The organism is Streptomyces sioyaensis (assembly GCF_004122735.1).
Taxonomy (GTDB): Bacteria; Actinomycetota; Actinomycetes; order Streptomycetales; family Streptomycetaceae; genus Streptomyces; species Streptomyces sioyaensis.
Genome location: NZ_SDIF01000105.1, coordinates 1 through 24,771, shown reverse-complemented (window position 1 = coordinate 24,771; position 24,771 = coordinate 1). Strand labels below are relative to the sequence as shown.

General features: G+C 71.8%; 19 protein-coding genes and 1 pseudogene. 9 read left to right on the top strand and 11 right to left on the bottom strand.

The features are described 5' to 3' along the window. Positions 1–143 (top strand): annotated as a pseudogene (locus EST54_RS35660) (carbohydrate kinase); the annotation flags it as partial. A 192-nt stretch (positions 144–335) separates the two neighbouring features. On the opposite strand, the gene uvrA reads toward EST54_RS35660, so the two are convergent. Continuing rightward, on the bottom strand, positions 336–3,317 hold the full coding sequence (gene uvrA / locus EST54_RS26815; protein ID WP_129250297.1) for an excinuclease ABC subunit UvrA: 2,982 nt from the start codon (positions 3,315–3,317) through the stop codon (positions 336–338). 266 nt (positions 3,318–3,583) lie between these two features. Continuing rightward, complete coding sequence (locus EST54_RS26810; RefSeq protein WP_129250296.1) at positions 3,584–4,351, bottom strand: TetR/AcrR family transcriptional regulator; 768 nt, start codon at positions 4,349–4,351, stop codon at positions 3,584–3,586. 58 nt (positions 4,352–4,409) lie between these two features. On the opposite strand from EST54_RS26810, the gene EST54_RS26805 reads away from it, so the two are divergent. The 3 genes from EST54_RS26805 to EST54_RS26795 all read left to right on the top strand — a co-directional run bounded on the left by EST54_RS26805 (position 4,410) and on the right by EST54_RS26795 (position 7,502). Then, the gene (locus EST54_RS26805; RefSeq protein ID WP_129250295.1) at positions 4,410–5,969 is read left to right on the top strand and encodes an FAD-dependent oxidoreductase; all 1,560 of its coding nucleotides are present in this window, start codon (positions 4,410–4,412) and stop codon (positions 5,967–5,969) included. Between the two features lie 123 nt (positions 5,970–6,092). Then, on the top strand, positions 6,093–6,836 hold the full coding sequence (locus EST54_RS26800) for a maleylpyruvate isomerase family mycothiol-dependent enzyme (RefSeq protein WP_174857527.1): 744 nt from the start codon (positions 6,093–6,095) through the stop codon (positions 6,834–6,836). 9 nt (positions 6,837–6,845) lie between these two features. Further along, a complete protein-coding gene (locus EST54_RS26795; RefSeq protein ID WP_129250294.1) occupies positions 6,846–7,502 on the top strand; it encodes an MBL fold metallo-hydrolase in 657 nt (218 codons plus the stop codon). A gap of 77 nt (positions 7,503–7,579) precedes the next feature. Here EST54_RS26795 and EST54_RS26790 read toward each other — a convergent pair whose 3' ends face one another. The 4 genes from EST54_RS26790 to uvrB all read right to left on the bottom strand — a co-directional run bounded on the left by EST54_RS26790 (position 7,580) and on the right by uvrB (position 13,938). Next, the gene (locus EST54_RS26790; RefSeq protein ID WP_129250293.1) at positions 7,580–8,563 is read right to left on the bottom strand and encodes a TerC family protein; all 984 of its coding nucleotides are present in this window, start codon (positions 8,561–8,563) and stop codon (positions 7,580–7,582) included. A gap of 214 nt (positions 8,564–8,777) precedes the next feature. After that, a complete protein-coding gene (locus EST54_RS26785) occupies positions 8,778–10,877 on the bottom strand; it encodes a TerD family protein (RefSeq protein WP_129250292.1) in 2,100 nt (699 codons plus the stop codon). A gap of 107 nt (positions 10,878–10,984) precedes the next feature. Further along, positions 10,985–11,563, bottom strand: a complete 579-nt coding sequence (locus tag EST54_RS26780; protein WP_129250291.1) for a TerD family protein — start codon at positions 11,561–11,563, stop codon at positions 10,985–10,987. 242 nt (positions 11,564–11,805) lie between these two features. Next, positions 11,806–13,938: an excinuclease ABC subunit UvrB gene (uvrB, locus tag EST54_RS26775; RefSeq protein ID WP_129250290.1), complete on the bottom strand. Its 2,133-nt coding sequence runs from the start codon at positions 13,936–13,938 to the stop codon at positions 11,806–11,808. Between the two features lie 611 nt (positions 13,939–14,549). Between uvrB and EST54_RS26770 the strand changes: the two genes are divergently transcribed. From EST54_RS26770 to EST54_RS26760, 3 genes are all read left to right on the top strand, one after another. Beyond that, entirely contained in the window at positions 14,550–15,437 is an 888-nt protein-coding gene (locus EST54_RS26770) for a glycerophosphodiester phosphodiesterase (protein WP_129250289.1), read from the top strand. A gap of 68 nt (positions 15,438–15,505) precedes the next feature. Beyond that, positions 15,506–16,102: a methylated-DNA--[protein]-cysteine S-methyltransferase gene (locus tag EST54_RS26765; protein ID WP_129250288.1), complete on the top strand. Its 597-nt coding sequence runs from the start codon at positions 15,506–15,508 to the stop codon at positions 16,100–16,102. Between the two features lie 61 nt (positions 16,103–16,163). After that, on the top strand, positions 16,164–16,706 hold the full coding sequence (locus EST54_RS26760) for a DUF1697 domain-containing protein (RefSeq protein ID WP_129250287.1): 543 nt from the start codon (positions 16,164–16,166) through the stop codon (positions 16,704–16,706). A gap of 15 nt (positions 16,707–16,721) precedes the next feature. On the opposite strand, the gene EST54_RS26755 is transcribed toward EST54_RS26760, so the two are convergent. Beyond that, positions 16,722–17,183, bottom strand: coding sequence for a type II toxin-antitoxin system PemK/MazF family toxin (locus tag EST54_RS26755; protein WP_129250286.1), 462 nt, complete (start codon positions 17,181–17,183; stop codon positions 16,722–16,724). 138 nt (positions 17,184–17,321) lie between these two features. Here EST54_RS26755 and EST54_RS26750 point away from each other — a divergent pair, with 138 nt between their 5' ends. Then, the gene (locus tag EST54_RS26750; RefSeq protein ID WP_129250285.1) at positions 17,322–18,752 is read left to right on the top strand and encodes a WGR domain-containing protein; all 1,431 of its coding nucleotides are present in this window, start codon (positions 17,322–17,324) and stop codon (positions 18,750–18,752) included. Positions 18,753–18,851: 99 nt separating this feature from the next. On the opposite strand, the gene EST54_RS26745 is transcribed toward EST54_RS26750, so the two are convergent. The 4 genes from EST54_RS26745 to EST54_RS26730 form a co-directional block, all read right to left on the bottom strand. Then, positions 18,852–19,490, bottom strand: a complete 639-nt coding sequence (locus EST54_RS26745) for a nucleoside/nucleotide kinase family protein (RefSeq protein WP_129250284.1) — start codon at positions 19,488–19,490, stop codon at positions 18,852–18,854. A 42-nt stretch (positions 19,491–19,532) separates the two neighbouring features. Continuing rightward, positions 19,533–19,982: a hypothetical protein gene (locus EST54_RS26740; RefSeq protein ID WP_129250283.1), complete on the bottom strand. Its 450-nt coding sequence runs from the start codon at positions 19,980–19,982 to the stop codon at positions 19,533–19,535. Positions 19,983–20,078: 96 nt separating this feature from the next. Beyond that, entirely contained in the window at positions 20,079–21,035 is a 957-nt protein-coding gene (locus EST54_RS26735; protein WP_129250282.1) for an IclR family transcriptional regulator domain-containing protein, read from the bottom strand. 153 nt (positions 21,036–21,188) lie between these two features. Continuing rightward, the gene (locus EST54_RS26730; RefSeq protein ID WP_129250281.1) at positions 21,189–22,133 is read right to left on the bottom strand and encodes a quinone oxidoreductase family protein; all 945 of its coding nucleotides are present in this window, start codon (positions 22,131–22,133) and stop codon (positions 21,189–21,191) included. 723 nt (positions 22,134–22,856) lie between these two features. On the opposite strand from EST54_RS26730, the gene EST54_RS26725 reads away from it, so the two are divergent. Beyond that, on the top strand, positions 22,857–24,488 hold the full coding sequence (locus tag EST54_RS26725) for an FAD-dependent oxidoreductase (protein ID WP_129250280.1): 1,632 nt from the start codon (positions 22,857–22,859) through the stop codon (positions 24,486–24,488). The last annotated feature ends 283 nt before the right edge of the window (positions 24,489–24,771 follow it).

Here is a 24,771-nt window from a genome sequence, read left to right as displayed (position 1 = left end):
ACGACGCCCTCTCGTACGCCGCCGTCACCGCGCTCGGCGACGACGACTGGCGCGACATCCTGCGCTTCGCCGCCCGCGCGGCCGCCGTCACCTGCTCCCGCGCGGGCGCGGAACCGCCGTTCGCGAGGGAACTGGCGGCGTAGGGGGCGGACGCTGACGGGAGGGGCGCTGACGGGGAGGCCGCTCCGCTCGCCGGGGGGGGCCGACTGCCCCCGTCAAGCACGACGGGCCGTCACCGCCTCCCTGGGGAGCGCAGTGACGGCCCGTGCCGCTCTCCACAGGGGGCGGCGCCGGCCCGTGCCGGGAACGGCCCGTCCGGGAACGGTCCGTTGGCGTCAGGTCCGGCGGGCCCGCGCCGTCGTCTTCTTGGCGGCGGTCTTCTTGGCAGCAGCCTTCTTGGCGGGAGCCTGCTTCGCCGCGGTCTTCTTGGCCACCGGGTTCTTGGCGGAGGCCCCCGCCGGCGCGGCATCGCTGACGCGGTCGCCGAGGATCTCCCGCAGGAACTTGCCGGTATGGCTGGCCGGGATCGACGCGACGCCCTCCGGGGTGCCCTCGGCGACGACCAGGCCGCCGCCGTTGCCGCCCTCGGGGCCCATGTCGACGACCCAGTCAGCGGTCTTGATCACATCGAGGTTGTGCTCGATGACGATCACCGTGTTGCCCTTGTCGACCAGGCCGGACAGCACATTGATCAGCTTGCTGATGTCGTCGAAGTGCAGACCGGTGGTCGGCTCGTCGAGGACATAGACCGTGCTGCCCGTGGAGCGCTTCTGGAGCTCACTGGCGAGCTTGACGCGCTGTGCCTCACCGCCGGAGAGCGTCGGCGCGGACTGCCCGAGCCGGACGTACCCGAGGCCGACCTCGTGGAGCGTCTTGAGATGCCGGGCGATGGTCGGCACCGCCTCGAAGAAGCTCAGCGCCTCCTCGATGGGCATGTCCAGCACCTCGGCGATGGACTTGCCCTTGTAGTGGACCTCCAGCGTCTCCCGGTTGTAGCGCGCCCCGTGACAGACCTCGCACGGCACATAGACGTCCGGCAGGAAGTTCATCTCGATCTTGATGGTGCCGTCGCCGGAGCAGTTCTCGCAGCGGCCGCCCTTGACATTGAAGGAGAAGCGCCCCGGCAGATAGCCGCGGACCTTGGCCTCCATCGTCTCCGCGAAGAGCTTGCGGACATGATCGAAGACGCCGGTGTAGGTCGCCGGGTTGGAGCGCGGGGTGCGGCCGATCGGCGACTGGTCGACATGGACGACCTTGTCCACCAGGTCGTCACCGGCGACCCGGGTGTGCCGGCCCGGCACCGACTTGGCGCCGTTCAGCTCGCGCGCAAGGTGGGTGTAGAGGATGTCGTTGACCAGCGTCGACTTGCCGGAGCCGGAGACACCGGTGACGGCGGTGAACACCCCGAGCGGGAAGGAGACGTCGATGTCACGGAGGTTGTTCTCCTTCGCGCCGTGCACCGTCAGCCGCCGCGCCGGGTCGGCGGGCCGCCGGATGTCCGGGGTCGCGATGGCCTTCTTGCCGGACAGATACTGACCGGTGATCGACTCCTTGGTGGTCAGCAGCTGCTTCATCGGGCCGCTGTGCACGACCTTGCCGCCGTGCTCACCCGCGCCGGGGCCGATGTCCACGACCCAGTCCGCGACCTTGATGGTGTCCTCGTCGTGCTCGACGACGATCAGGGTGTTGCCCATGTCGCGCAGCCGCACCAGGGTCTCGATCAGCCGGTGGTTGTCGCGCTGGTGGAGGCCGATCGACGGCTCGTCGAGGACGTAGAGCACGCCCACCAGGCCGGAGCCGATCTGGGTGGCGAGGCGGATGCGCTGGGCCTCACCGCCGGAGAGGGTGCCGGCCGCGCGGTTCAGCGAGAGGTAGTCCAGGCCGACGTCGACCAGGAACTTCAGCCGCTCGTTGACCTCCTTGAGGACCCGCTCGGCGATCTTCTTCTCGCGCGCGTCGAGCGTCATCTCCCGCAGGAAGTCGGCACAGTCGCTGATCGACATGGCCGCGACCTCGGCGATCGACCTCTGCTGGACCGTGACGGCGAGGACGATCGGCTTGAGCCGGGTGCCCTCACAGGTCGGGCAGGGCACCTCGCGCATGTAGCCCTCGAAGCGCTCCCGGCTGCTGTCGCTCTCCGCCTCGGAGTGCCGCCGCTTGACGAACGGCACGGCACCCTCGAAGGGGGTGGTGTAGGCCCGCTGGCGGCCGTACCGGTTGCGGTAGCGCACCTCGATCTGGGTCTTGTGGCCGTTCAGCAGGGCCTTCTTGGCGCGGGCCGGCAGCCCGGCCCAGGGGATGTCCGTACGGAATCCGAGGGCGTCCGCCAGCGCGCCGACCAGGCGGCCGAAGTACTCCTTGGTGTGGCCGTGCGACCAGGGGTGGATCGCTCCCTCGTCGAGGGAACGCTCCTCGTCGGGGATGATCAGCTCGGGGTCGACCTCCATGCGCGTACCGATGCCGGTGCAGTCCGGGCAGGCTCCGAAGGGCGAGTTGAAGGAGAAGGAGCGGGGCTCCAGCTCCTCGAACGAGAGATCGTCGTAGGCGCAGTACAGATGCTCCGAATACATCCGCTCGCGCTGCGGGTCGTCCGCGTCGAGGTCGACGAAGTCGAGGATGACCATGCCGCCGGAGAGCCCGAGGGCGGTCTCGACGGAGTCGGTCAGCCGCCGCTTGGCGGACTCCTTGACCGTGAGGCGGTCGACGACCACCTCGATGGTGTGCTTCTCCTGCTTCTTCAGCTTCGGCGGCTCGGAGAGCTGGATCGTCTCCCCGTCGACCCGTGCCCGGCTGTAGCCCTTGGACTGGAGGTCGGAGAAGAGATCGACGAACTCGCCCTTGCGCTCGCGCACCAGCGGGGAGAGCACCTGGAAGCGGCTGCCCTCGGGGAGTTCGAGCACCTTGTCGACGATGGCCTGCGGCGACTGCCGGGCGATCGGCCGCCCGCACTCCGGACAGTGCGGCTTGCCGATACGGGCGAAGAGCAGGCGGAGGTAGTCGTAGACCTCCGTGATCGTGCCGACCGTCGAGCGCGGGTTGCGCGAGGTCGACTTCTGGTCGATCGACACCGCGGGGGACAGACCCTCGATGAAGTCGACATCGGGCTTGTCCATCTGCCCGAGGAACTGCCGGGCATAGGAGGAGAGCGACTCGACATAACGCCGCTGCCCCTCGGCGAAGATCGTGTCGAAGGCGAGCGAGGACTTGCCCGACCCGGAGAGCCCCGTGAAGACGATGAGGGAGTCGCGGGGAAGGTCGAGCGAGACATTCTTGAGGTTGTGCTCGCGAGCGCCACGGACGATGAGACGGTCGGCCACGCCGGTCGGCACCTTTCTTGGAAGGGGGCGGGGGCCGCGGGCCCTGCGTCCGCCGCGCGGTGGGTGAGCAGAGGCGACGAAGCGGAGCGGAGCCCCCGCCCCAGGGTATGGGGCCCGCCGCGGCACTGACTTTTGGATGCCACACACGAGCTTATAGCACGCCCATTCGATTTAGCGGGGCCGCAAGCCCTCTTCACCCGAACGTGTGGCGGCCGCACTCTCTTCCCGCCCTGCCCACACGCCCGTACGCTGCGGGAACTCGCCCCTCACGCGCCGCCGGGCAGCGCACGCTCCAGCGCATCGAACGTCCGCCGCAGCACCTCCGCCTGCTCAACGGCCACCTCGTCCACCGGGTCACCCCCGAGTTGCCGGGCCACCGCGCCGGCACAGGCCGCCCGGACCCCCGCGACGATCAGGGCCGCGGCCAGCCGGGCGTCATGACCGGGCCGGCCGGCGTCGCCGCCCGCGTCCTCCGCGAGCAGCGCGGCGAGGGTGTCCTCCATCTCCTCGACCGCCTCGCGACCCCGCGCCCGCAGCGCCGGGGAGGCCAGCACCGTGCGCCAGAAGTGCTCGAATCCCTCCCCCACCACGGACAGCGGATGCCGATCCGCCAGCAGACCGAGCATCAGCGCGCGCAGCGCGGCGAGCGGCGACTCGTCCGCGCCGCGTTCCCGGACGGCGCGGGTGATCAACTCCCGCGCTTCGGGGATCCGGTCCAGGAAGAGATCCTCCTTGCGCGGGAAGTAATTGAAGACCGTCATCGTCGACACCTCGGCGGCGCGGGCCACCTCGGCGACCGTGACCTGGTCGAAGCCGCGCTCGATGAAGAGCAGCGTCGCCTCGCCGGAGATCCGCTGCCGGGTCCGCAGCTTCTTGCGTTCGCGCAGCGTCAGCTGCCCGTCCTCCCTGGTGAAGCCGGTCTCCCCCGGTCGGCCACCGATCGCGCCCGGCCGGCCGCCGATCACACCCGGCCGACCACCGGCCTCTCCCCCGCCCGTCGTCCGTGCACCGCCGCGCCGCGCCTCTTCCGCCATGGCCGGAATTCTAGCTAATTTTTAGCCGCAACAATTTTTTAGTCACTACACTCACGCCATGGAACATGACACAGACGTAGTAGTGGCAGGGGGCGGCCCGGTGGGGCTGATGCTCGCCTGCGAACTCGCACTGGCCGGTGTCCCGGTGGTCGTCCTGGAGCGGCTGACCGACGTGAGCACCACGATCAAGGCGGGGGCGATCAACTCCCCCAGCGCGGAGGCCTTCTACCGGCGCGGGATGCTGCCCGGCCTGGCCGAGGCACAGCGCGCCGCCCTCGAGAAGTTCAGCGCGTTCACGCGCGGGCGCCGGGCCGCCGGCGCCTCCACGGTGGCGCAGCCGCCGAAGTTCGCCGGGCATTTCGCGGGCATCATGCTGCGCGGCGACCTGCTGGACGCGTCCGACCCGGACTTCGACGGCCCCGGACCCGCCGGCGAGGTCGGTCTCGTACCGCAGGAGGAGCTGGAACGGCTGCTCAACGCCCGCGCCGCCGAACTCGGGGTGGACCTGCGCCGCGGGGTGACCCTGACCGGATGCGACGCAGGTGAGGACGGCGTGCGGGTGCACACCTCGGCCGGATCGCTGCGTACCGGCTGGCTGGTGGGCTGCGACGGCGGCCGCAGCACGGTCCGCCGGCTCGCCGGCTTCCCGTTCCCCGGCACGGCGCCCGAGATCACCGGCCGGCAGGCCCTGGTGGAGCTGACCGGCGCCGAGGGGCTGGGAACCGGGTGGAACTGGACGGAGACCGGGACGTACGCCTACGGCCCGCTGCCCGGCCGGATCCTCACCGTGGAGTTCGACGGGCCGCCCGCGGACCGCGAATCCCCCGTCACCGCCGAGGAGTTGGAGGCCTCCTTGCGGAGGGTGTCCGGGGTGCCGGACGTGCGGATCCACAAGGTGCTCACGGCGACCCGGTTCACGGACAATGCGCGTCAGGTGCCCTCCTACCGCTCGGGGCGGGTGCTGCTGGCCGGTGACGCGGCGCATGTGCACTCGCCGTTCGGCGGCCAGGGGCTGAACCTCGGCATCGGCGACGCGATGAACCTCGGCTGGAAGCTCGCCGCCACGGTGCGCGGCTGGGCACCGGAGGGGCTGCTCGACACGTACACGGCCGAGCGGCACCCCCTGGGCGCGTGGGTGCTGGAGTGGACCCGGGCCCAAGTGGCGCTGATGCGGCCGGAGTCGCACTCCCGGGCGCTGCGTGGGGTGATCGCCGAACTGGCCGGAACGGTCACCGCCACCACGTTCTTCGCCAAGAAGATCTCCGGCGTCCAGCAGCGCTACGACCTGCCCGGCGACCATCCGCTGACCGGCCGCAGCGCCCCCGACCTGGAGTTCTCCGACGGCACCCGGCTCGCGGACCATCTGTGGGGCGGTCAGGGGCTGTTGCTCGACCTCACCGGGGACGGCGGGGTGCACGAGCGCGCCACGGGGTACGGCGACCGGATACGACTGCTCACTGCGGACTGCCCCGGGCGGCCCGGTCTGGCCGGCCTTCTGGTACGGCCGGACGGCTGCACCGCCTGGGCCGCGGACTCCCCCGGCGGGCCGGACACGGGCGATGAGCTTTCGGCCGCGCTCCGGCGCTGGTTCGGCCAGCCGCACGCCATGACGGCCTGACCGTCGCGGGCGGCGCCGGCCCGGCTGCCGGGCGCCGCCCGCCCCGGCTGTCGCGCCCCCGCGTACGCCCCGATCGGCGCCGGCCGACTCCCGCACGCGCCTCCGCGGCGCTAGCGTCGGGCCATGACCCTCATCCTGCCCGACTTCCCGCACGATGTGGCAGCCGTCCGCGAAGCCACCGGCCGGCTCCTGGACTCGGTGCGCACGCTCGACGACGCGGCGATCGCCGAGCCGTCGCTGCTCGCCGGCTGGACCCGCGGCCATGTCCTGGCCCATCTGGCACGCAACGCGGACGCGCTGGGGAACCTGCTGACCTGGGCACGTACGGACGTCCGGACGCCGATGTACGCCAGCGCCCAGGCGCGCGAGGACGATATCGAGCGGGGCGCCGCCCGCCCGCTGACGGCCCATCTGGCCGACCTGGAGGAGACGGCCGCACGCTTCGACGCGGCGATGGAGGCGCTGCCCGAGGCGCGCCGGGCCTTCGAGGTCGAGATGCGCAACGGCGTCGTCGAGCGAGCCGACCGGCTGCCGATGCGCCGGCTGACGGAGGTCGAACTGCACCATGTCGACCTCGGCGTCGGCCACACCGTGGAACAGCTGTCGCCCGCGTTCGTCGACAGCGAGCTGGCCTTTCTGTGCACGGTCAAGTTCGCCGGCCATCCGGATCTGCCCGCGCTGGAGCTGCGGGCCGACGACGGCGGCCGGTGGCGCACCGGGCGGTGGGACACCGCGCCGGGCGGCGAGGCCGCGCCGGTGGTGGTGACGGGCCCGGCGCACGCGCTGGCCGGCTGGCTCACCGGACGCGGTGACGGCAGCGCACTCGACAGCCATGGCTCCGGGCTGCCCGCCGTACCGCCGCTCTAGAGTGGTCCTATGGGCTACAGCGGAGCAGTGAAGGTCGGCGGACCGGCCGACGTGCACGAGCTGACCGACCTGATGATCTCGAAGGTCGCGGTCGGTCCGATGAACAACAACGCCTATGTGCTGCGGTGCCGGGCGACCGATGAGCAAATGCTGATCGACGCGGCCGCCGAACCGCACACGCTGCTCGCCCTGATCGGTGACAGCGGCATCTCCTCCGTGGTCACCACGCACCGGCACGGGGACCACTGGGGCGCGCTGCAGGAGGTGGTCGAGGCGACCGGCGCACGGACGTATGCGGGGCGGTACGACGCCGAGGGCATCCCCGTCCCCACGGACGTGCCGGTCGAGGACGGCGACACCCTCACCGTCGGCCGGGTCGAGCTGACCGCGCGTCATCTCATCGGGCACACACCGGGCAGCATCGCGCTGGTCTACGACGACCCGCACGGCGCCCCGCATCTGTTCACCGGGGACTGCCTGTTCCCCGGCGGCGTCGGCAACACCTTCGGCAGCGCCGAGAACTTCGTCAGCCTGATCGACGATGTGGAGCGCAAGCTGTTCGACCGGCTGCCCGACGAGACCTGGGTCTATCCGGGCCACGGCAATGACACCACGCTCGGCGCGGAGCGGCCGCATCTCGCGCAGTGGCGCGAGCGCGGCTGGTAGGGACGACGGGACGGCGCCCGGCCGGCTCCACGCGGAGCGGGCCGGGCGCCGTCTTGCCTACGGGCCCGGGAGCAGCCTCAGGCGCCGATGCTCTCCTTGGCCGCCGCTTCGGCCGCCGCCTGCTTCTTCGAGGCGCGCAGGCTGGTGATCGTGGTGACGATCAGCACGGCGCAGATGACGCCCAGCGAGACCGGAATGCTGATCTCCGGAACGGCCACCCCGGACTCGTGCAGCGCGTGCAGCACCAGCTTCACCCCGATGAACCCCAGGATGATCGACAAGCCGTACGAGAGGTGGACCAGCTTCTTCAGCAGCCCGCCGATCAGGAAGTACAGCTGCCGCAGACCCATCAGGGCAAAGGCGTTGGCGGTGAAGACGATGTACGGGTCCTGGGTGAGGCCGAAGATCGCCGGTATGGAGTCCAGCGCGAAGAGGACGTCGGTGGTGCCGATCGCCAGCATGACGATCAGCATCGGCGTCATCAGCCGCTTGCCGTTCTCGACGATGAACAGCTTGGTGCCGTGGTACTTGTCGGTCGAGGGGAAGCGCTTCTCGACCATCTTGAGGAAGCGGTTCTCCTCGAACTCCTCGTCCTCCTCCTCGGCGCGCGCCTCCTTGATGAGCTTCCACGCGGTCCAGATGAGGAACGCGCCGAAGAGGTAGAACACCCAGGAGAAGTTGGCGATGATCGCGGCGCCGGCGCCGATGAAGCCGGCCCGCAGCACCAGCGCGATCAGCACACCGACCATCAGCACCCGCTGTTGGTAGACCGCCGGGACCGCGAACTTCGCCATGATCAGCACGAAGACGAAGAGGTTGTCGACGCTCAGCGACTTCTCGGTGATGAAGCCCGCGAAGAACTCACCGGCCGGCGCGGATCCGCCGAACAACAGCAGCCCGAGTCCGAAGAGCGCGGCAAGCGCGATCCAGACACCGGTCCAGATTCCGGCCTCCTTGAGGGAGACCTCGTGTGGTTTGCGGCCGCCGATGAAGAAATCGGCGGCGATCAGGGCGCACAGACCAAGGATGGTCAGCACCCACAGGTTCAGGGAAACGTCCACTGCTCCTCCGGCAAAGTCGTACGGCACTTACAGCGTCGTCGCTGCCGGAGGTCTCTTCCGTCCCGTCCGCCCGAGGGGGGCGGGACCGACGCCCCGGGATCTCGTCACACTCGCAATCCGTGATGACGGGTACGTCGCGTGGGAATACTCCCCTCCGCACAAAGAACAGTAAAGGAAACCCAATGAATAGTAAAGAGAAGGGTAAAGCTGCTGGTCAGGGCGTTCGGCGAGCGGCCACGAGCTGCCCGAGCACCTGCCGCACCACCTGACTGCCTTCCGGGGCGAGCGGTGGTTCATACGTCCAGGCATGGCCGACCCAGGGGTCGGCGAGGTGGGCATCGGGGACCGGCGTGATCCGCAGCAGGGAGCGCCACAGCGGGTCCAGCACCGGGCCGTACTCCCTGGTCCGGGCGCGGTCGGCGACCATCAGGAGATGCACCCCGACGGCAGGCCCCTCGTCGGCCAGATAGCGGAGCCGGGTGAGGGCACGGTCGTCGAAGCCGTGCGGGAAGTCGTGCACGATCAGCAGCTGCTCGGCGGTGTCGAGGTCCGGCGGCAGCGAGTCCGCGGCGCGGTGGCGGACGGCCATCTGCACCAGGTCGACCCGCCGCGTCAGCCCCTCCAGGACCGAGGCCACCCCCTGGGCGCCGGGCACCGGGAGGGCGGGCAGCGCACCGCTCTCCACCAGGGGTGCGAGCGCAGGCGCCGCGGTACCGGCCGGGTCGATGACCTGGACCGCGAAGTCGCCGGGCGGGTGGACGGCGAGCAGCCGGGCGGCGATCGCGACGGCCGTCTCCATGGCCAGACGGCGGAGTTCGGCCTCGTCGGGCGGCCCGTCCGTGAGCGCGCTGCCCAACTCACGCCGGGCGACCTCTCGCTCCGGGTCCGGGCCGCCGTGGACAGCGGAACCGGGACCGCTGTCGATCCACAGCCCGCGCTCCAGAGGGAGCCGTACGAGCATGGGAATGCGCAGGTCCAGGACCTCCGGGAGGTGCAGATCGCCCAGGCGCAGCGCCATCGGCCGCTCCTGGGGCGGTTGGTAGCCGTGCCATACGGGGTTGTCCCAGCGGGCGAAGGCCGGCGGCAGCGCGGGCTCCACGACCTGCGACTCGGCCACCAGCTGGCCGAGGTCGCGGTCGAGCGCGGCCCGGGCCCGGGTCACCAGGGTGGCGTGCCGGTCGCGGGCGGTGGCACGGGCGGCATCGGCGGCCGTACCGAGGCGGTTGCGCGGGTCGGCCAGGGCCTCGTCGAGTTCCTGCTCCAGACGGGACGCGGCGAAGCCGGCCGCGCTGCGGTAGGCGGCCACCGAACGGGCCAGGTCCTCGAACATGCCCCAGACCTGGTTGTAGAGCCGCTCGTCCATGCTCCAGCCGGCGGCGTCACCGGCCACCGGCTGCGCGGGGCCGTCGGCCGCGGCGGGGACGGTGGCCGGCGCGCTCGGCGTGGCCGCGGGGGACGGAGCGGGGCCGGGCGGTGCGGGTGTGCCGCGGCGCCGGGGGTGCCGGTAGTCGACGGGGCCGGCGGCGACCGGGGCGGGCGAGGCGGCACCCGACTCGGCCGCGGGGTCGGCCGCGGCCGTCGGCTCCGCTGTGGGCCCGGTCCCGTGTGCGGCTCCGGTGCCGTGTGCCGAGGCTGCCGGGTCGTCAGATGCCGTGCGGGGCGCGGTGGACGGCCGGTCCCCGGCGGGCGGGGCGGGCGGGCCGGTCACGGGCCGTTCGGACCGGCCTGCCGCCACGGGGGCGGGTGCGGGGACCGCGCGGGCCTGCCCCAGGCCGACCGCCTGCTCGATCTCCGCGGCCAGCTCCGCCGCCTGCGGCAGCCCCTGGTCGTGCAGCATCGCCGGGAGGCCGCCGGCGTAGCCCTGCCCCACGGCACGCACCTTCCAGGCGCCCTGCCTGCGGTAGAGCTCCACGGCGACGACGGCGGACTCGGCGTCCAGTCCGGTGAGCGTGTAGCGCGCGAGGGCGGTGCCGTCGAGGCCGGTCACCGCGACGGCGGGCGCGGCGGCCGCACCGAAGGTGGTCAGCGCACCGGTACCACTGGGCAGCGCCAGCAGCACACTGACCCGGTGGACGGCCTCGGGCAGCGCGTCGAGGTCCACCGCGATGCGATGCTCGGCGGCCGCCTGACGGGGAACCTCGATACCGGTGCGCCGGGGTGCGCCCGGATGCGCCACCGCCTCGACTCCGGAGAGCCTGCCCTGTGCGTCGCCGAGCGTGACCCCCGCGACGACGGGACCGTCCGCCGCCACCCGGATCTCCACCCGCGTCCGGTCCAGCGGATGGTTCTGCCCCCGGACCAGCTCGGCCGTCATCGGTGTTCCCCCTGGTTGTCGTGGCGCGTCCCCGGGCCGGGCCCGGGCGGCGGGCCCGGAGCGCCCTACGGCGGCGCGGCCCGGTGCGTGCTGCCGCGGTGTGGTGGCTACAGGTGCGGCAGGATCGCCGGCACGAGGTCCTGGAAGGTGCGGCCGACGGAGGGCTCACCGATGGCGGTCATCTGCCAGCCGCCGCCCACCCGGTGCACCTTGGACATGACCTGTGCGGTGTAGTCGCCGCCGCCCGTGAGGGTGTAGCGGGCGAGCTCCTCGCCGGTGGTCTCGTCCACCAGGCGGCAGAAGGCGTCCTGCACCTCGGCGAAGGTCTGGCCGGTGAAGGAGTTGACGGTGAACACGATCTGGTCGATGTGCACCGGCACCCGCGCCAGGTCCACCAGGATCGCCTCGTCGTCACCGCCCTTGCCCGCACCGCCGACCAGGTTGTCGCCGGTGTGCCGGACCGCACCGTCATCGCTGGTCAGGTGCTGGAAGAAGACGACATCTATGGGCTTCTTCTCGGCGAACAGCACCGCCGAGGCATCGAGGTCGATCTCACTGGTCCGCCTCCCGAACAGCCCGCGGCGCGGCGCCGAGCGCCACCCCAGGCCCATCCGCACCGCGGTCAGGCTTCCGCCGTCGGACTTCTCCAGGCTGATGCCCTGCCCCTTGGACAAATTGACCGACACGCGCCGTCCCCTCTCTGTACTGTCCCGCCCAGCCTCTCCGGCGGCCCCTTCGACCCTAGGCACGACGGCGTGCCGGAAGAGACTCTGGCTCGCCTTTTGTGGCGTTTCTGCAACACACCGGGAGACGCTGGGCACGCCCCGTTCACGTGGGGTGATGCCGCACCGCAGCGGATGCGGACCCGTCCGGACGGACCGGCCGCGCACCGCCCGGTTCTCACTCCCCCTCAGCCGATACCGCCCCCTTACTTCACCCCGGCCTCCCTCATTTGCCGCAGCTCCTTCTTCAGTTCGCCGACCTCGTCGCGGAGCCTGGCGGCGACCTCGAACTGCAGCTCGGCCGCGGCGGCCCGCATCCGCTCCGTCATCTCCTCGATGAGCTCGGCCAGTTCGGCGGCGGGACGGTCCGTCAGCGCCGCCGCTGCCTTGCCGCCCTTGCCCTTCGCGCCCTTCGCGCCGAGCGCCGGGACCGGTGCCTTGCCCTTGGCGTCCTTGGCCTCGGCGGCCTGGCGGTAGCCCGAGCCCAGCAGCTCCTGGGTGTCGATCTCCTCCCGGGCGATCGTGGCGACGATGTCGCCGATCTTCTTGCGGAGCGGCTGCGGGTCGATGCCGTTCGCCGTGTTGTACGCCAGCTGCTTCTCCCGGCGGCGGTTGGTCTCCTCGATGGCCTTCTCCATCGCCGCGGTGACCTTGTCGGCGTACATGTGCACCTGGCCGGAGACATTGCGCGCCGCACGTCCGATGGTCTGGATGAGCGCCGAACCGGACCGCAGGAAACCCTCCTTGTCGGCGTCCAGAATGGCCACCAGGGAGACCTCGGGGAGGTCGAGGCCCTCGCGCAGCAGGTTGATGCCCACCAGGACGTCGTACTCACCCGATCGCAGCTCGCGCAGCAGCTCCACACGGCGCAGGGTGTCCACGTCGCTGTGCAGATAGCGGACCTGGATGCCGAGCTCCAGGAAGTAGTCGGTGAGGTCCTCGGCCATCTTCTTGGTGAGGGTGGTGACCAGGACCCGCTCGTCCTTCTCCGTGCGGGCGCGGATCTCGTGCACCAGATCGTCGATCTGTCCGTCGGTGGGCTTGACCACCACCTCCGGATCGACCAGGCCGGTCGGACGGATGATCTGCTCCACGAAGCCGTCCCCGCGGGCCAGCTCGTACGGGCCCGGGGTCGCGGACAGATACACGGTCTGTCCGATGCGTTCGAGGAACTCTTCCCACTTCAGCGGCCGGTTGTCCATGGCCGACGGCAGCCGGAAGCCGTGCTCGACGAGGGTGCGCTTGCGTGAGGCGTCGCCTTCATACATGGCGCCGATCTGCGGGACCGTGACATGCGACTCGTCGATGACCAGGAGGAAGTCGTCCGGGAAGTAGTCGATGAGGGTGTTGGGCGCGGAACCGGGCTCGCGGCCGTCCATGTGCATGGAGTAGTTCTCGATGCCCGAGCAGGAACCGATCTGACGCATCATCTCGATGTCGTACGTGGTGCGCATCCGCAGCCGCTGGGCCTCCAGCAGCTTGCCCTGCTTCTCCAGCGTGGTGAGGCTGTCCGCCAGCTCGGCCTCGATCCCGGTGATGGCCCGCTCCATGCGCTCCGGCCCCGCGATGTAGTGGCTGGCCGGGAAGATGTACAGCTCCTGGTCGGCGCTGATCACCTCGCCGGTGAGCGGGTGGAGGGTGGACAGCGCCTCGATCTCGTCGCCGAACATCTCGATCCGCACGGCCAGCTCTTCGTAGACCGGGAAGATCTCGATGGTGTCGCCGCGCACCCGGAAGGTGCCGCGGGTGAAGGACACGTCGTTGCGGGTGTACTGGATGTCGACGAAGCGGCGCAGCAGCTGGTCGCGGTCGAATTCGTCGCCGACCTTCAGCGGCACCATCCGGTCGACGTACTCCTGCGGTGTACCGAGGCCGTAGATGCAGGACACCGAGGCGACCACGACGACATCACGCCGGGTGAGCAGCGAATTCGTGGCGGAGTGGCGCAGCCGTTCGACCTCCTCGTTGATGGAGGAGTCCTTCTCGATGTACGTATCGGACTGCGGGACGTACGCCTCGGGCTGGTAGTAGTCGTAGTAGGAGACGAAGTACTCGACGGCGTTGTTCGGCAGCAGTTCGCGGAATTCGTTGGCGAGCTGGGCCGCGAGGGTCTTGTTGGGCGCCAGGACGAGCGTCGGCCGCTGCAGCTTCTCGATCATCCACGCGGTGGTCGCCGACTTGCCGGTGCCCGTCGCGCCCAGCAGGACGACGTCCTTTTCACCCCCGCGGATGCGCTGCTCCAGCTCGGCGATGGCCGTCGGCTGGTCGCCGCTGGGCTGGTAGGGGCTGACGACCTCGAAGGGCGCCACCGTGCGTTCGATCTTGGATACGGGCCGCATGGGATCCACCGTACGACCCCGCACTGACAACCGACGCGGAAAATGCCCTGACCTGCGGTTTTGTGGTGATGGAGGCCAGCGTGCCCGCGCGCCCGCGGCCGCGTGCCCGCGACATTCGGCGGGCGCGGGGCGGCGGAGGGCGGACGGCGGCGGACAGACGACCGGAGGGCTGCTCGGGTCAGTGCGGCGCCGGCCGCGGATCGCCGCCGGAGCGGGGCGCCGGGCATCCGGCAGATTCCCCCTGGCCGGTCCCGGTCCGGCGCCGTGACCGCCGGGGCGCGCACGCGAGCCGGCCGCGGCGGGGCCGGCCGGTGAAGCGTCCGACCAAAACCGTTCAGATGCACGACGGGTGACGCATCATCGGTCAAGATGCGCGGATGCCGTGGCTCCGGCAAGTTGGACGGCGTCGGAGCGTACGTCTGTGGCACGGCTGATCCGGGCATCCTGCAACTGCGCGACGCTCCGGAACCGAACACCGGCCACTTCTCGTGCAGCGCCCCGCCACCGCACCACCGCCTCCCGCTACGGCCCGGCCGCGAGCCTCCGTCCGTCCGACCCCGGTTCACGTCACTTCACGTCAGCTCACGTCCACGACGTCACGAGGAGTCCGTATGCGTATCCGCCCCGTCGCCGCCGTCGCCGCCGGTGCGCTCCTGGGTCCGTCCGCGCTCGTCCTCTCCCCGGCCGCCGCCCAGGCAGCACCGCACGGACAGCCTCCGGTGGCGGTCGCCCACCGCGGTGCCTCGTCGTACGCGCCCGAGAACACCCTCGCCTCGATCGACGCCGCCGCCCGTCTCGGGGTCGAGTGGGTCGAGAACGACGTCCAGCGCACCAAGGACGGCGAGCTGGTCATCCTCCATGACAGCTCGCTCGCCCGGACGACCAACGTCGAGCAGGTCTTCCCCGACCGCTCCCCGTGGAACGTGTCGGACTTCACGCTCCGCGAGATCGAGAAACTGGACGCGGGCAGCTGGTTCGGACGGAAGTTCAAAGGGGAGCGGGTGCCGACCCTGGAGGACTACATGGACGAGGTCGAGCACAACGACCAGAGCCTGCTGATGGAGCTGAAGTCGCCGGAGCTCTACCCCGGCATCGAGCGCCAGACCCTGAAGGAGCTGCGCAGCGAGGGCTGGCTGACCAGCTCGCACGTCAAGCACCGGCTGATCATCCAGAGCTTCAATGCCGACACCCTCAAGACCGTGCACACCCTGCGACCCGACATCAGGACGGGGTTCCTCGGCAATCCGTCCGTCGCCGACCTCCCGAAGTTCGCCAAGTACTGCGACCAGATCAACCCCGTCCACACGGCGGTCACCCGGGACTACGTGACCGCCGTCCACGGACTGAAGGGCCCGCACCGCCGGCCGCTGGACCTGTACACCTGGACCGTCGACGACCCGGCGACCGCGCTCAAGGTCGCCGGCCTGGGCGTCGACGGCATCATCACCAACAAGCCCGACGTGGTGCGGGACGTCGTGGAGGGCAGTGACGACGACTGAGTGCGGGAGCGGACCGGGGCGGTCGCCTGCCCCGGCGCATTGTCAGTGGTGCGTCCTACCCTGAACAGGTGACGCACGCAGAACAGGATTCCCCGTCGGCGACCGGGCCGGACGCAGCGCCGGAGCCGGCGACGGCCCGGCGCGACTGGGCCTGGACGCGGCTGGACACCCCCATCGGTCCGCTGCTGCTCGCCGCGACCCGCACGGGCCTGGTCCAGGTCGTCTTCCATGCCGACGCGCGCACGGCCCGGCGCGCGCTGACCCGTCTGGAGCAGTTCTTCGGCGGGCCGCCGCTCGGCGGCATACCGCATCTGGCGACGGCCGCCACCGAGCTGTCCGCCTACTTCGCCGGTCGGCTGCGGACCTTCACCGTCCCGCTGGACTGGTCGCTGTCCTCCGGCTTCGCTGCCCAGGTCCTGCGGGTCCTGGCCACCGACGTCCCCTATGGCGGCGTCGTCGGCTATCAGGACCTCGCCGACCGGGTCGGGGAGCCGGGCGCCGCCCGCGCGGTGGGCGCCGCGATGGGCTCCAATCCGCTGCCGGTCGTCGTGCCCTGTCACCGTGTCGTCGCCAGTGACGGCGGGATCGGCGGCTTCGGCGGCGGTCTGGAGACCAAACGCCTGCTGCTGGCCCTGGAAGGTGTGCTGCCCGCCCCGCTCTTCTGATTCCGATGATTCCGACCGTCGTCCGTCCGCACCGTTTCCGGCTCCCACGAATGGCAGCGTCATGTCCCGTCAGATCGCTCTGCTCCGCGGCATCAACGTCGGCGGACACAACTCCTTCCCCAAGGCCAGGCAGCTGGAGCTGGCCGAGTCCCTGGGGCTGAAGGAGGTCTCGGTCCTGTTGCAGACCGGCAATATCGTCTTCGCCGACCCCGGCACGCCGCCGGAGGAGACGGCCCGGATGCTGCACGACCGGATCGCCGCCGACCTCGGGCTGACGGTGCCGGTCGTCGTCCGGACCCGTGACGAGCTGGCCGCCGCCGTCGCCGCGAATCCGTTCCCCGCGGCCGTGCCGGAGCCCAAGAGCCTGCATGTGACGTTCCTGTCCGCGGTGCCGGCCGACACCTCGCGGCTCGACGCGCTCGACCAGGCCGCGTTCGCGCCCGATCAGTACCGGCTGATCGGGCGCGAACTGTACCTGTGGTGCCCCGGCGGCATCGGCCGCTCCAAGCTCGTCGAGACCGTGAGCCGCGTCCGGCTCGGGGTGACGGCCACCGCCCGTAACTGGAACACCGTCACCAAGCTCCTGGCCCTGGCGGACGCCTGACGCCCCACGCGGCCGTCAGCGCCAGCCGTAGCGCTCGCGCAGCCGGTTGACGACGAGGTTGAAGCGTCCCCGGTCCAGTGCGCAGGCCTCGCGCCGCATCCCGGCCGGGTGCACCCGCAGCACCCGGTCCACGGCCACCCAGGAGTCGCGCCCCGCGCGGTCCCACGGGCCGGTGCCCAGGGGCACCCATTCCCGGTCGTTGTTGTGCCGCTTGCTGGACAGCTGCACGGCCAGCAGCGTTCCGGCCGACTCACGGGCGACGACCAGCACCGGACGGTCCTTGCCGCGGCCGTCGTTCTCCTCGTAGGGCACCCAGGTCCACACGATCTCTCCGGGATCCGGATCGCCGTCGGGGTCGGGCGCATAGGTCATGGTCACGGTGCCGACGGAGCGCGGCCGTGCCTCCACGGTCGCGGCCGGCCCGTGACTGCCGGGCAGCGCGGGGGACTCGTCGGGTGCATTGAATGAAGTCGTCACGGCTTCACGCTAACCGCCGTCCCGAACGCGCTGATCAGCGGCCCACGACCGGCGCTTCCTGAGCCGTTGTCAGTGGTCGGCCGTACGGTTTTTTTCCAGCGGGGGACGGCCGTGGGGCCGCCCGGGGAGGGGATCACCATGTCCGAGGGCACGACGTATCTGGAGCTGTCGCAAGAGGGCGGCGGCGCCCACAAGTTCTACGAGGTGACGGTGCAGGGCACGGTCGTCTCGGTGCGCTACGGGCGGATCGGCGCGGGCGGCCAGCAGCAGACCTCGACGTTCCCGACGGGGGAGAAAGCGCAGGCCGCGGCCGCACGGAAGATCGGCGAGAAGATTCGCAAGGGCTATGCGCCGGCGGTGCAGGGGCAGCGCTCCGCCCGTCCGGTGACCCGGCGCCAGGTCTCCTCCGCGCCGTCGACGGCCCGCGCGGTCGCACCGGTGCTGTGGCGGTTCCGCACGGGCGCGTCGGCGTTCGGCATCCATATCGCGGAGGACCGCTGCTGGGTCGGAAATCAGCACGGCGATGTCTACACCCTCGGCCACGACGGCGAGGTGCTGGCGCACTACCAGCTGCCCGACGGCGTCAAGTGCCTGGTGGCGGACGACTTCTGGATCTACGCCGGCTGCGACGACGGCACGGTCTACGACCTCTCGTCCAAGGTGCCCTTCGCCGCCTATGACATCGCCCCCGATGTCGACATCTTCTGGCTGGACATCCGCGAGGGCGTCCTCAACGTCGCCGACCGCGACGGCGGGCTGACGGTGATCGACCACGAGGACGAGTACCAGTGGTCACGGCGCAGTGCGGGCGAGCGCGCCTGGATGGTGCGGCGGGACGAGCGCGCCGTCTACCACGGCCACCACCGCGGGGTGACGGCCTACCGCGCCGACGGCAGCGGGGAGTTGTGGCACACCCCGACCAACGGCGAGGTGCTGTTCGGCTGGCAGGAGGACGATGCGGTGTACGCCGGCACGAGCCGGCGCGTCGTCCAGCGGCTGGCGAAGGACGGCGGAACGCTGGAAGCCACTTACCGGTGCGACTCGGTGGTCTACTCCTGTGCCACCGCGCCCGGCGGCCGCTATGTCTTCGCCGGTGACTCTGCCTCTTCGGTGTACTGCTTCGCCGCCGACGGCACCCGCCTGTGGAAGCTGGGCACCGGTGGCGGATCGGCGCTGTCGATGCAGTATCTGGACGAGAAGCTGTACCTGGTCACCACCGACGGTTCCCTGGTGTGTGTGGACGCGAGTGACGCGGCCGTCGCCGCCGCCCGGTCGGGCACGGTGCCGGTCGCCCGGGATGTGAAGTCGGCCGCCGCGCTGCCCACGTACACCCCGTCGGCCTCGGTGCAGACGGTGGCCGCGGCCACCGCCTCGGGCGTCGTGGTCGAGTGCGTACAGGAGGGCGGCCGGCTGCGGGTCCATGTCGTCTCCGGCGGCTACGACCCGTCCTGGAACGTGCAGTTCCCGCGTCATGTACGCCGGGCCGGGGCACGGTATGTCGTCGATGATCTGGCGGCGGCCTCGGGTGGCTTCTACCGCGTCCGCGGCGAGATACGGCAGCTCGTCTGAGTCCGGGCACCGGGGTCGGCCCGGTCGCTCAGGAAGGGCGGGCGCCCAGGTCGGGCCGGGCGCCGACGGCAGGCAGGGCGCCAAGGAGGAGCCGGGCGCTCACGACGCCCCGCTCCAGGCCGGACGGCGGGGATCGTCGACCCGTACGACGATGTCCGCCGCCTCCTCGGGCCGGGTCTCGGCCTCGTAGCGCGCGAACGCGGGCAGCGTCCAGCGCTCGGCCTCCGGGGTGCGGCGGGCGAGCGCGGCCGGGGACAGCTTCAGATGCACCGAGAGATCGAAGGGGAACCAGTGACCGAGCAGCAGCGGACCGTGGAGCAACAGGACGCCGCCGGGCGGAAGTTCGACGTATCCGCTGCGGGTCGCCCGATCCGCCACCGGATCCCACAGATCGGGGAGCACCCGCCCGGTGCCGCCCGGATCCAGCGGCTGGAACACCTCCCGCCACAGCGCCTGCCGGTCGAACCACTCGTCGTGGAGGGCGTCGGGGTCCTCCCGGCCGTATTCGAGCCGCAGCGAGGCGGGGCGCAGGAAGCCGAAGGCGCCGGCCTTGTGCACCGCCCGCCCCCGAACCCGCAGCGCCTCGGCGAGCCGGCCGGCCAGCTCGTCCGGGGCGGCTGCGGGTGCCCCGTCGACGGACACCCTCAGCCAGGGGCTCCCGTCCTTCGACGGCATCGCGACGAGGCGCTCGGCGAGCGCGTCGGTGAGCCGTTCCCAGGTGATCGCTTCGAGCCGCACCCCGCCATTCTGCACGGACGCGCGGCGCGGGAGCGTCCCGTGTCAGCCCGGCTGCGGCGGGTTCGGCCCGGTGGTGAAGTGGGACCCGGAGATGACGCCGGCCTGGATCACCGGACCGTGGTGCACCCCGCCGTGGACGGTGTTGTGCACCTCCCGCACCTGTCCGCGCTCCGTCTCGGGAGCCACCTCGTCGAGCAGCGCGCGCAGTTCGGCCGCCGCGGCCGGGTCCTCGCTCAGCAGCCGCCGCAGCCGCAGCTGCCAGAACGCGGTCACCCCGGCCGCCCCGCTCTCGTCGCCGTCCTGCCGGGCCGCCGCCAGATCGGCGCGGGAGACCTCCAGCTCGCCGGCGAGGACCTCCTCGTCGGCCGTGTCCCGCCGCCGGGCGAGGAAGGCCGCCATTCTGCCGCGGACCGCCGCCCAGCCGTCCGTCGCCATCTGCTGCACCAGCGTCGTCGCGCCCGCCGCGGCGAGCGCCGCCAACTCCGGTTCCATCAGACCTCCTTGAGTGCCGTCGGTCCGCCCTCGGGCGGCAGGTGCCGCCCGAGGGCGGACCGGTTCCTGGGCGGGCCGGCGGCCCGGATCCGTGGTTCATTCCTGGTCCGCGGACGGCCGGGCGGCTCCGTAGCGGCTGAGTACGGCCGCCGCCTCCTTCGTCGCCTCAATGACGCTCTCGGGAGCCACCGGCATGACGGACTTGAGCTTGAGGAGCAGGACCGCTCCCATGATGGAGCCGTCCCACATGATCGGCGCGGCACAGGAGTTCCACCCGGCCATGCACTCCTCGTACCCGAGGGCATGGCCAAGATCGCGCACCTCCGCGAGCGACGCCACCAGCGCGTCGTTGTCCCGGTAGACACCCGGTCCCGCCTGGTCGGGCACGGGCTCGGCCAGCACTCGCTGCTGCAGCACCTCCGGCAGGTAGGCGAGGATCGTCCGCCCGGAGGCACCGGTGCGCAGGGAACGTGTCACGGACAGCACATCGCGCGGCGTCATTCCGAGCTCCGCGAGGTCGGAGTCGCCGACAGCCATGTCGACGCACTGGCGCTGCGCACCGGAGAAGGGGGCCACCATGTAGAGGAACGCCAGCCCCCCGTCGGTGGCCTTCCGCAGGTCGCGCAGCACCGTCTGGGCGCCGTCGAGGCGGTGGTCGAGCGCGGTGAAGGCGAGTTGGGCGGCGGAGGTCCGCAGCCGGTAGAGGCCGCGGTCCACCCGCTCGAAGATCCGCTGGTAGATACCGGACTGCAGGATGCGGTAGACAACGGAGTCGTCCAGGCCGGTGAACTCGGCGATCTCACCGGGTCCGTGGGCGGATCCGCCGAGTTCGGCGAACGCCGTCTGGACGAGGAAGACCCGCTCGGCATGGCCGGATCCCGACGTCCGGGAGCCCGTGGACGACGCTCCCTTGGGTGCCTGGCGCGGCTTCTTGGTATGGCCCGCGGTCCCCGCCTTGGCCTTGGTGCCCGGCGCCTTGGCCGTGGTGCCCGAAGCGGAGTCGGGTGCGGCGGCCGAGGCCGGCGATCCCGAGGCTGTGGTGCTGTGGCCCATCGTGTGCTCTCTCCCCTGGCAATGGTCCGCGCCCGAAGGCGCACGGCTGTTCCGGTGCGAGCCGGTTTCCCCGTCGCCCACGGTTCCCGGCGGCCGGCCCCGGTGTGCACTCCCGCAGCCGTTCTGCCCGTCGGGCGCCCCGGGCTACCGGAATTATCGGGCGACGTCGAGGGCCAGTTTCCCGGTCGGGGTACGGGCGGCCAGGTCCCGGTGCGCCTGCGCCGCCTCACCGAGCCCGTAAAGGGCGCCGGTCAGCGGCCTGAGGCTGCCGTCGACGACCGCGTCGAACAGGGCCTGCATGGACGTCGGCAGCGCCGTACGGTCCGCGTAGAGCTGCGGCAGCCAGAAGCCCGAGACGGTGATGCTCCGCTCCATCAGGTCCCGGGTCGGCACGCTCGCCAGGTCACCGCCGGCGAACCCGTACACGGCCAGCCGGCCGCGCGGGGCGACGGCGGCGAGGGTCCGCTCGAAGGTGACGCCGCCGGTCATCTCCAGCGCCGCCGCGACCGGGCCGCCGGCCGCGTCCAGGATGCGTTCGGTCAGGTCCTCGGCGGTCGAGTCGACCACCGCGTGGGCACCCAACTCCTCGGCCAGCTTGCGCTTTTCCGGGGAGCCCGCGAGTCCGATGACCTTGGCCCCGGCGTGCGCGGCGAGCTGGACGGCCAGCGAACCGACACCCCCCGCCGCGGCCGGCACGACGACGGTCTCGCCCTTGGTGAGGCGCAGCGAGGTGAACAGCAGATGCCAGGCGCTGTTGCCCTGCAGCGCCAGCGCGACGGCCTGTTCGTTACTGACGGCGTCGGGCACGTCCCAGGTGACCCGGCGGTGCAGCAGCGTCCGCTCCGCGTATCCCCCGCCGCGGCACAGCCCGACGACGCGCCGGGTGCCGTCCACCGTCCCCACGACCTCGTTGCCGGGTACGTACGGCAGCTCGACGGGCGCGAGGTAGGAGTCCCCCCGTACGTGCACATCGGCGTAGTTGACACCGGCCAGGGCGACGTCGACCAGCGAGTGGCCGCCGCGCGGCGCGGGCTCGGGAACGTCCTCGAGCCGCAGCACGTCCGGACCGCCGAATTCTCGCATCACAATCGCGCGCACGACTCTCCCTCGGGTTCTCCAGTGCGGTGCCCGCACAGGGTAGGCAGGCCGGCCAAGTGCCCGCGGTTATCCGATCATTTCGCGCCAACCATGAGAGGCCTCCGGCACCGCCCCCCTTCTCCTGGTGAAATTTTTCGCCCTGCTTTCTCGCCACGCGAGAAAGCCCCGCAGCGATTTCCTCCCATTGCGCCACTTTGCATCGGATCTACCCTTCGGTATCCCCGGGGTGGCTGCCACGCGTCTCTCGTACACACCCGGCTGTCGGATGTGATCGCCGCAGCCTACGATCCCGAAAGGTGTCCGCCGTCGACCAGATGTGACGGCTGCGTCCCCCTGGGCCGAGCGCGTTCCGCGAGGCAGTTGTGCTCGCCCGCCCCACCCGGTGACACGGGCGGGTGGCGGAGGGGGCGGCCGTGCGCGGGGCAAGGCGGGCACGGCCTGAGGGGGAATCATGAAGGGGAAATCGGGGGGCGGCAGGCCGGCGTTCGCGTCGGCCTGCCGGGACCCTCAACGTGCACTACCGCTTCCGCCGGCGCCTCTGCGCCTCCTGCGGACCGCATCCGCGTCCCTGCCGTTCTCGCTGACGGCTTCCTTCACGGCCGCCACCGACGCCGTCATCGCCGCCGCACGCCGGTGTTCCCGTCCGTATGCGGCACCGCCCTTCGTGGACGTGTCGCGCGCGGGCCGGGGAACCGTGCTCCGCCGCCGAGAAAGGGACTGCCCATGAACGCGTCGAGCTTTGCGAGCAGCAACGGGCTCCAGTTCACCCACCCCTACCTCGCCGTGGTGCTCGGCGGCGGCTTCACGGGCATGCTCGCCGCCGCCACTCTGTCCCGGCACGCCGATGTCATCGTCGTCGAGCGCGAGCCGCGGACTCCTGCGCTGCCCACGGACCTTCCGCAGGCCCGGCATGCCCAACTGCTGACGGGGGACGGCGCCCGGCTGGTCGAGGCGCTGCTGCCGGGCAGCGTCGACCAGTGGCTGGGCGAGGGGGCCCGCCGGATGCCGGTGCCGGCCGGGTTCGCCGACCGTTCCCCGAAGAGCTGGTTAGGCCGGCGACCGCACTCGCAGTATCTGCTGGCCTGCTCCCGTGATCTGCTCGACCGGGTCATCCACCGCCAGGTGCCCGGCCTGCCCGGAGTGAGCATCCTGGACGGCACCGAAGCGGCGGAGCTGACCGGCACCGCGGAACACATCACCGGGGTACGGGTCCGCGACACCACCGGCGGCGGGACGTACCGGCTCGATGCCGACCTCGTCGTCGACGCCACGGGCCGCCATTCCACCACCCCGTCCCGGCTGGCCGCGCTGGGGCTGCCCACCGCCCCCGAGGACGTCTCGGACGCCGGGATCGTCTCGGCGACCCGCATCTTCCGCGCCCCTGAGGGCACCGAGAACTGTCCGGTGCTCACCGCCCATTCCCCGCTCGCCCAGCCGGTCCCCGGTCCGTTCGCACCCCGGCGCGCGCTGCCCGGAAAGACGGCGACACTGGTCCCGATCGAGGGCGGCCGCTGGCTGGTCACGCTCACCGGCACCGGCGACGACCGGCCGTCCGAACACGCGGGCCGCTTCGTGCCGTTCGCCCGCCGCTGCAGCCCCCTCATCGGCGATCTCATCGCCGGCGCCGAGCCGCTGAGCGAGGTGCGGCTGACCCGCGACACGGCGGGCCGCCGGCGGCGCTATGAACAGCTGGCGTCCTGGCCCACGGGCTTCATCGTCCTCGGTGGCGCCGTGGTCTCGCTCGCCGCCGACTGCGGTCAGGGCCTGTCCCTGGCCGCCCACGGCGCCACCGCGCTGCGCCGGGTACTGCGCCGCCACGGGATGGACGATCCGGCGCTCGCCCAAAGGACGCAGCGGGCCATCGGCCGTATCGTTCAGGAACCGTGGGCCCTGGCGGCCGGCGAGGCGCTCCCGTTCCCCGGCACCGGCCGCACCGCCGTCCGCCGTGCGTACGTCGATGTCGTCACGCCCGCCGCTCCTGCCGCCCCGTTCCTGCGGCCCTCCGCCGCGCTCGACTCGCTCCGGAGCACGGCACGGCGCCGCCCGGCGGCCGGCGGTTCCCCGGCCCGGCAGGCGGCACCGAGGCCGGCGGCGGGGTCCTTGCCGACGACGCCCGGTCCCTCGTCGGCCGCCGGCTCCCGGCCCCCGGCGTCGGCCGGTGCCGCATCCCCCCTCCCGGCGCTGCCTGCCACCACGCTCTCGGCGGTGCCACCCGTCCCGGGGCAGCCCTCGTCCCCGTCCCGCCACCCCGGCTCCGCGCCCGCCCCGGGACGACTCCCGCGCCGGCTCGGCTTCGCACCGACGGCGCTGCGCCGTTTCGGCGGGGCGAGCCGACGGAAGCCGGCCGAGGGCTGAGGCCGGACCGCGGGCCCGCTCGGCCCTCCGCCACGGCGGCCGACACATCCGGTGCCATGAGCCGCCCGGCACGGAACGGCACTGCCCATGACGGTGCGGCCAGTCGGCGTGGCGGGCCTGCCCATGCGGCGCGGACCGCGGGCTGCGCGCCGGGGCGTTCCGTCTTCACAGGTCAGGCATCACCCGCCGTTGCGGGCTGCCGGCTCTCCTCCGTCTGCCGGGGTTGCATGGGGAGCCCCAGGAGGCGGTGGGCGAGGGCGAGCGGTGCATGGGGGTTGCGGGT

Coding starts and splice junctions, on each gene's coding strand:
- EST54_RS26805 (WP_129250295.1), top strand. CDS start 4,410: ATGGAACATGACACAGACGTAGTAGTGGCAGGGGGCGGCCCGGTGGGG.
- EST54_RS26800 (WP_174857527.1), top strand. CDS start 6,093: ATGACCCTCATCCTGCCCGACTTCCCGCACGATGTGGCAGCCGTCCGC.
- EST54_RS26810 (WP_129250296.1), bottom strand. CDS start 4,351: ATGGCGGAAGAGGCGCGGCGCGGCGGTGCACGGACGACGGGCGGGGGA.
- EST54_RS26770 (WP_129250289.1), top strand. CDS start 14,550: ATGCGTATCCGCCCCGTCGCCGCCGTCGCCGCCGGTGCGCTCCTGGGT.
- EST54_RS26750 (WP_129250285.1), top strand. CDS start 17,322: ATGTCCGAGGGCACGACGTATCTGGAGCTGTCGCAAGAGGGCGGCGGC.
- EST54_RS26740 (WP_129250283.1), bottom strand. CDS start 19,982: ATGGAACCGGAGTTGGCGGCGCTCGCCGCGGCGGGCGCGACGACGCTG.
- EST54_RS26795 (WP_129250294.1), top strand. CDS start 6,846: ATGGGCTACAGCGGAGCAGTGAAGGTCGGCGGACCGGCCGACGTGCAC.
- EST54_RS26735 (WP_129250282.1), bottom strand. CDS start 21,035: ATGGGCCACAGCACCACAGCCTCGGGATCGCCGGCCTCGGCCGCCGCA.
- EST54_RS26760 (WP_129250287.1), top strand. CDS start 16,164: ATGTCCCGTCAGATCGCTCTGCTCCGCGGCATCAACGTCGGCGGACAC.
- uvrB (WP_129250290.1), bottom strand. CDS start 13,938: ATGCGGCCCGTATCCAAGATCGAACGCACGGTGGCGCCCTTCGAGGTC.
- EST54_RS26725 (WP_129250280.1), top strand. CDS start 22,857: ATGAACGCGTCGAGCTTTGCGAGCAGCAACGGGCTCCAGTTCACCCAC.
- EST54_RS26785 (WP_129250292.1), bottom strand. CDS start 10,877: ATGACGGCCGAGCTGGTCCGGGGGCAGAACCATCCGCTGGACCGGACG.